Below are 6,000 nucleotides of genomic sequence, written 5' to 3'. Positions count from 1 at the left end.
GGTGGGTACCGCGGCGGCGGTGCTGGCGGTGGCGGCGGTGCCCCGGCGGGTGCCGGCAACCGCGGTCGCCCCGGCGGCGGTGGACGCCCCGGTCAGCGCGGTGGCGCGGCCGGTGCCTTCGGTCGTCCCGGCGGCGCGCCGAAGCGTGGCCGCAAGTCCAAGCGGGCCAAACGTGCCGAATACGAAAACATGCAGGCCCCGGTCGTCGGTGGGGTGCGGTTGCCGCACGGCAACGGCGAGACCATCCGGCTGGCCCGCGGCGCGTCGCTGTCCGACTTCGCCGAGAAGATCGACGCCAACCCGGCGGCGCTGGTGCAGGCGCTGTTCAACCTCGGCGAGATGGTGACCGCCACCCAGTCGGTGGGCGACGAGACCCTCGAGCTGCTGGGCAGCGAGATGAACTACGTCGTGCAGGTGGTGTCGCCGGAGGACGAGGACCGCGAGCTGCTGGAATCCTTCGACCTGAGCTACGGCGAGGACGAGGGCACCGAGGAGGACCTGCAGAGCCGCCCGCCGGTGGTGACCGTGATGGGTCACGTCGACCACGGGAAGACCCGACTGCTGGACACCATCCGCAAGGCCAATGTCCGCGAGGCCGAGGCCGGCGGGATCACCCAGCACATCGGCGCCTACCAGGTGTCGGTCGACCTCGACGGCACCGAGCGGCTGATCACCTTCATCGACACCCCCGGTCACGAGGCGTTCACCGCGATGCGTGCCCGTGGTGCCAAGGCCACCGACATCGCGATCCTGGTGGTCGCCGCCGACGACGGCGTGATGCCGCAGACGGTGGAGGCGATCAACCACGCCCAAGCCGCCGACGTGCCGATCGTGGTGGCGGTCAACAAGATCGACAAGGAGGGCGCCGACCCGGCCAAGATCCGCGGGCAGCTCACCGAATACGGTTTGGTGTCCGAGGATTTCGGTGGTGACACGATGTTCGTCGACATCTCCGCCAAGCAGGGCACCAACATCGAGGCGCTGGAAGAGGCGGTGCTGCTGACCGCCGACGCCGCCCTGGACCTGCGGGCCAACCCCGACATGGAAGCCCAGGGTGTGGCGATCGAGGCGCACCTGGACCGCGGCCGCGGCCCGGTGGCCACCGTGCTGGTGCAGCGCGGCACGCTGCGGGTCGGTGACTCGATCGTCGCCGGCGACGCCTACGGCCGGGTCCGCCGCATGGTCGACGAACACGGCGAGGACGTCGAGGAGGCGCTGCCGTCGCGGCCGGTGCAGGTCATCGGCTTCACCTCGGTGCCCGGCGCCGGCGACAACCTGCTGGTCGTCGACGAGGACCGGATCGCCCGCCAGATCGCCGACCGGCGCAACGCGCGCAAGCGCAACGCGATGGCGGCGCGGTCGCGGAAGCGGATCTCCCTGGAGGACCTGGACTCGGCGCTGAAGGAAACCAGCCAACTCAACCTGATCCTCAAGGGCGACAACGCCGGTACCGTCGAGGCGCTGGAAGAGGCCCTGATGGGCATCCAGGTCGACGACGAGGTGGCGCTGCGGGTCATCGACCGCGGTGTCGGTGGTATCACCGAGACCAACGTCAACCTGGCGTCGGCCTCGGACGCGGTGATCATCGGGTTCAACGTGCGTGCCGAGGGCAAGGCCACCGAACTGGCCAACCGCGACGGCGTGGACATCCGCTACTACTCGGTGATCTACCAGGCCATCGACGAGATCGAGAGCGCGCTCAAGGGCATGCTCAAGCCGGTCTACGAGGAGAAGGAACTGGGCCGCGCCGAAATCCGTGCGCTGTTCCGCAGCTCGAAGGTCGGCAACATCGCCGGCTGCCTGGTCACCTCCGGCATCATCCGGCGCAACGCCAAGGCACGGTTGCTGCGCGATCACGTCGTGGTCGCGGAGAACCTGACCGTGTCCTCGCTGCGGCGGGAGAAGGATGACGTCACCGAGGTCCGCGACGGCTACGAATGTGGTCTGACGCTGACCTACTCCGACATCAAGGAAGGCGACGTCATCGAGACCTACGAGCTGGTGGAAAAGGAGCGAGCCTAGCGATGGCTGACCCGGCCCGGGCGCGCCGGCTGGCCAAGCGGATCGCCACCATCGTCGCATCGGCGATCGAGTACGAGATCAAGGATCCGCGGCTGGCCGGGGTGACCATCACCGACGCCAAAGTGACCGCCGACCTGCACGACGCGACCCTGTATTACACGGTGCTGGGCCGCACCCTGGACGACGAGCCCGACTACGCCGGGGCCGCTGCGGCGCTGGACCGGGCCACCGGGGTGCTGCGCACCAAGGTCGGCGCCGGCACCGGGGTGCGGTTCACGCCCACCTTGACGTTCACCCGGGACACGGTGCCCGACACCGCGCACCGGATGGACGAGCTGCTGGCCGCCGCGGCGGCCGCCGACGCCGATCTGGCCCGGGTGCGCGCAGGTGCCAAACCGGCCGGGGAAGCCGACCCGTATCGTGCCAATGGTGCGGAGCCTGACGACGGTGTCGATGCCGAGGGCGTCGGTGACGATCGATTCGAAGGCTGATCTAGCCGTCGGGCCGCAGCGGCCCGCGGGGATACGCGTCGACGCGGTCGGCGCCAGTGAACTGCTGTCCGCCGCGGTCACCGTCGGGGTGGCCTGCCACGTCCACCCCGACGCCGACACCATCGGCGCCGGGCTGGCGCTGGCCGCGGTGTTGGCCGGCTGCGGCAAGGACGTGCAGGTCAGCTTCGCCGCGCCGGCGGACCTGCCGCAATCGCTGCAATCGCTGCCGGGTGGGGGGCTGCTGGTCGACCCGGACGCGATGCGCCGCGACGCCGATCTGGTGGTGACGGTCGACATTCCCAGCATCAACCGGCTCGGCGGCCTGCGTGATCTGGCCGAATCGGCGCGCGAACTGCTGGTGATCGACCACCACGCCTCCAACGAGTTGTTCGGCACCGCCAATTTCGTGGATCCGTCCGCGGATTCGACGACGCTGCTGGTCGCCGAGCTGCTCGACGCGTGGGGCAAACCGATTGACCTGCCGGTGGCGCATTGCCTGTATGCCGGGCTGGTCACCGACACCGGGTCGTTCCGCTGGGCCTCCGCCCGCGCGCACCGGTTGGCGGCCCGGCTGGTGGAGTTGGGCGTCGACAACGCCGCGGTCAGCCGGGCGCTGCTGGACACCCACCCGTTTGCCTGGCTGCCGATGTTGGCGCGGGTGTTGTCCTCGGCGCGGCTGGTGCCCGACGCCGTCGGGGGCCGCGGGCTGGTCTACGCCGTGGTCGACCACCAGGAATGGAGCGCGGCCCGGTTCGAGGAAACCGAAAGCATCGTCGACATCGTGCGCACCACCCAGCAGGCCGAGGTGGCGGCGGTGTTCAAGGAGGTCGAGCCGCAGCGCTGGTCGGTGTCGATGCGGGCCAAGTCGGCGGTGGATCTGGCGGCGGTCGCCTCGGGCTTCGGCGGTGGTGGGCATCGGCTGGCCGCCGGCTACTCGGCGGCCGGCGCCGTCGACGACGTGGTCGCGGACCTGGTCGCCGCGCTGGGCTAGCTTGCCCGCGAGCGTGCGTGTCCCCGGCCGACACGCCGAGGCGAAATCCGTTTTAGCGCACGCTCACGCAGGATGGTGACCGTGACCGACACACCCGCCGCGGGTTCGCGGCAGATTGCGGCGCTGGCGTTGCCCGCGCTGGGGGTGCTGGCCGCCGAGCCGTTGTATCTGCTGTTCGACACCGCGATTGTCGGGCGCCTCGGCGCGCTGCCGCTGGCCGGTTTGGCCATCGGCGGCCTGATCCTCGGTCTGGTCAGTTCCGACCTGACCTTTCTGTCCTACGGCACCACCGCGCGCTCGGCCCGCTACTTCGGCGCCGGCGACCGGGCGGCGGCGGTCGCCGAGGGCGTGCAGGCCACCTGGCTGGCCCTGGCGATCGGGGCGGTGGTCACCACCGCGGTCGAATGTGCTGCGGTGCCGCTGGTTTCGGTGATTGCCGGGGGCGGTGACATCGCCGCGGCAGCGTTGCCCTGGCTGCGGATCGCGATCCTGGGCGCCCCGGCGATCCTGGTGTCGCTGGCCGGCAACGGATGGATGCGCGGGGTGCAGAACACGGTGCGGCCGTTGCGCTACGTCATCGCCGGCTTCGGCGCCTCGGCGGTGCTGTGCCCCCTGCTGGTGTACGGCTGGCTGGGGCTGCCACGGTGGGAACTGGCCGGTTCGGCGGTGGCAAACCTGGTCGGCCAGTGGGTCGCTGCGGTCCTTTTTCTGCGGGCCCTGCGGGCCGAACGGGTGGGGCTGCGGGTGGACGGCGTAGCGCTGCGGGCGCAGCTGGTGATGGGTCGTGACCTGCTGATGCGCAGCGTCGCCTTCCAGGCCTGCTTCATCTCGGCCGCGACGGTGGCCGCCCGGTTCGGTGCGGCGGCGCTGGGCGCGCACCAGGTCGTGCTCCAACTGTGGGAATTCCTTGCGCTGGTTCTCGATTCGCTGGCGATTGCGGCCCAGGCGCTGGTCGGTGCCGCGCTGGGCGCTGGCGACGCCGGGTATGCGAAATCGGTGGCGTGGCGGGTCACCGCCTTCTCGCTGGCGGCCGCGACGGTGTTGGCGCTGCTGCTCGGTGCGGGGGCGCCGGTGCTGCCCGAGATCTTCACCGACGACGCCGCCGTGCTGGCCGCCATCGGGGTGCCGTGGTGGTTTTTAGTGGCCCAGCTGCCGGCCGCCGGCATCGTTTTCGGCCTCGACGGTGTGCTGCTGGGTGCCGGCGATGCCGCCTTCATGCGCACCGCCACCGTGGTCAGCGCCTTGATCGGGTTTTTGCCGCTGGTGTGGCTGTCGCTGATCTTCGGGTGGGGGCTGGCCGGCATCTGGGCCGGTTTGACCACGTTCATCGTGCTGCGGCTGGCGTTCGTGGGCTGGCGGACGCTGTCCGGCCGCTGGGCGGTGACCGGAACGGCGTAGCCGTGCAGCGCGACACCGACCCGCCGGTGCACCGGCGCCGAGGCCCGGCGGCCGCCGGCGATGGCGTCGCTGATGGCGTCGGTCACCAGCGCCGGCTCCTCGTGGATCACCATGTGGCCGGCGGCCGGGCGGTGGATCAGCCGGGCCCCGGCAATGCCCGCCGCCATCTCGCTGCCGTGCACCGCCGGGGTCAGCGCGTCGGCGCCGCCGGTGATGATCGTCGTGCGCGCGGTGATGGTGGGCAGCGTCGCGTAGTGGTCGTAGATCTTCAGCCCCCGCATGAACCCGAGCTTGGTCGCCATCGGGGTGGCGTTGATCGCCCCGCCGAGGGACACGTCGGCCCAGATCTTCAGCAGGTGGCACACCGGCCGACCGAACAGCCGCACGACCGCGTCCGCCAACCGGGGGAAGCGGTGCCCGATCGCGCAGACGACGTGCGCGGCGCGGGTTTTGAGCAGCCGGCCGATGCCGCGCTCGGCGACCTTCCCGGCCGCGGTTGCCACCAGGACGACGTGGTGCGGCTCGACGGGGCGCAGGTGGGCGGGTCGGCCGAGGTACGCCAACGCCGTCATCCCGCCCATCGAGTGCCCGACGAACGTCACCATTCCGGTCACGTCGAGGGCCACCAGCACCTCGGCGAGATCCTCGGCGAGGCGGTCGACGTGGTAGGTGTGCACCGGCGCCTCGGCGGAGTCGCCGTGCCCGCGGTGGTCGTAGCCGATGATCCGGACGTCGTCCCCCCACTGCCGGATCAGTTGGGACACCTGGATGTTCCAGGCGTCCTTGTTCATGCACCAGCCGTGCAGCAACACCACGGTGTGGCCGGCGGCACGCGATCCGTGCTCGCGGACCGCCAGGGCCACACCGTCGCGGGTGTGGACAATCCGGGTGGCGACGGGGCCGGACACCTGGCCGCTGGCCGCCTCGTCCTGCCCCTGCGGATTGCGCTTGCGCCGATTCAGGTAGTGCGCGATGGCCTGTGCCAGCGGGTGGCGGGTAATCCGGCGGAACAGCCGGGCGAACAACCCGGGGCGGCGCGGCGCCGGGGGTGGGTTCGGCACAGTCCTGCGCATACCGCGGTCTACGGTGACACCGACT

Annotated in this window: 4 protein-coding genes and 1 pseudogene; 4 read left to right on the top strand and 1 reads right to left on the bottom strand. The window is 71.1% G+C overall.

What is annotated here, in order from left to right; translation table 11 throughout:
- The 4 genes from infB to BKN37_RS12000 all read left to right on the top strand — a co-directional run.
- The coding region (infB, locus tag BKN37_RS12015) for a translation initiation factor IF-2 (protein WP_083341738.1) at positions 1–2,022 on the top strand (2,022 nt) is incomplete at its 5' end.
- Positions 2,023–2,024: 2 nt separating this feature from the next.
- Positions 2,025–2,513, top strand: coding sequence for a 30S ribosome-binding factor RbfA (gene rbfA / locus BKN37_RS12010; protein WP_071026024.1), 489 nt, complete (start codon positions 2,025–2,027; stop codon positions 2,511–2,513).
- Positions 2,476–3,504, top strand: a complete 1,029-nt coding sequence (locus tag BKN37_RS12005) for a DHH family phosphoesterase (RefSeq protein WP_071026022.1) — start codon at positions 2,476–2,478, stop codon at positions 3,502–3,504. Before rbfA ends, BKN37_RS12005 begins: the two co-directional genes overlap by 38 nt.
- 72 nt (positions 3,505–3,576) lie before the next feature.
- Positions 3,577–4,902, top strand: coding sequence for an MATE family efflux transporter (locus tag BKN37_RS12000; RefSeq protein ID WP_071026019.1), 1,326 nt, complete (start codon positions 3,577–3,579; stop codon positions 4,900–4,902).
- A gap of 137 nt (positions 4,903–5,039) precedes the next feature.
- Here BKN37_RS12000 and BKN37_RS30370 read toward each other — a convergent pair.
- Positions 5,040–5,693: pseudogene (locus BKN37_RS30370) on the bottom strand (alpha/beta fold hydrolase); the annotation flags it as partial.
- Between the last annotated feature and the right edge of the window lie 307 nt (positions 5,694–6,000).

The sequence above is a fragment of the Mycobacterium talmoniae genome (assembly GCF_001854525.1).
Taxonomy (GTDB): domain Bacteria; phylum Actinomycetota; class Actinomycetes; order Mycobacteriales; family Mycobacteriaceae; genus Mycobacterium; species Mycobacterium talmoniae.
Note: the sequence above shows the minus strand (reverse complement) of the source record. Positions and strands in the feature narration are given on the sequence as shown.